1 pseudogene is annotated in these 270 nt (G+C 68.5%); it reads right to left on the bottom strand.

Going from position 1 to position 270, the window contains the following annotated elements:
* Window positions 1-54: 54 nt before the first annotated feature.
* Window positions 55-270: pseudogene (locus SB771_RS34595) on the bottom strand (LysR family transcriptional regulator); the annotation flags it as partial.

Below are 270 nucleotides of genomic sequence, written 5' to 3'. Positions count from 1 at the left end.
CATGAATAAACTGCAAGCCTCTGATGAGCAGTCTGCATCGCGCGGGCCGGCGCCCTACTTCGCCTTCTTCGCCCGCGTACGGACGGTCTTCCCGGTCCTGGCACGCTGCGCGTCGACCAGCCCCACGAATTCGTCGACGACCGCGTTGCCGGCCGCCTTCCACGCCAAGCGCACGGACCGGTGCAGCCGCGGCGACAGCTCGAGCACGCGACCGCCGAAGCGCGAGTACGTGAGCGTGATGCGCGGAACGATCGAGACGCCCATCCCGGC

It is taken from the genome of Burkholderia sp. SIMBA_051 (assembly GCF_046534915.1).
GTDB classification, from domain to species: domain Bacteria; phylum Pseudomonadota; class Gammaproteobacteria; order Burkholderiales; family Burkholderiaceae; genus Burkholderia; species Burkholderia ambifaria.
This window is presented reverse-complemented; position numbering and strand designations above follow the sequence as displayed.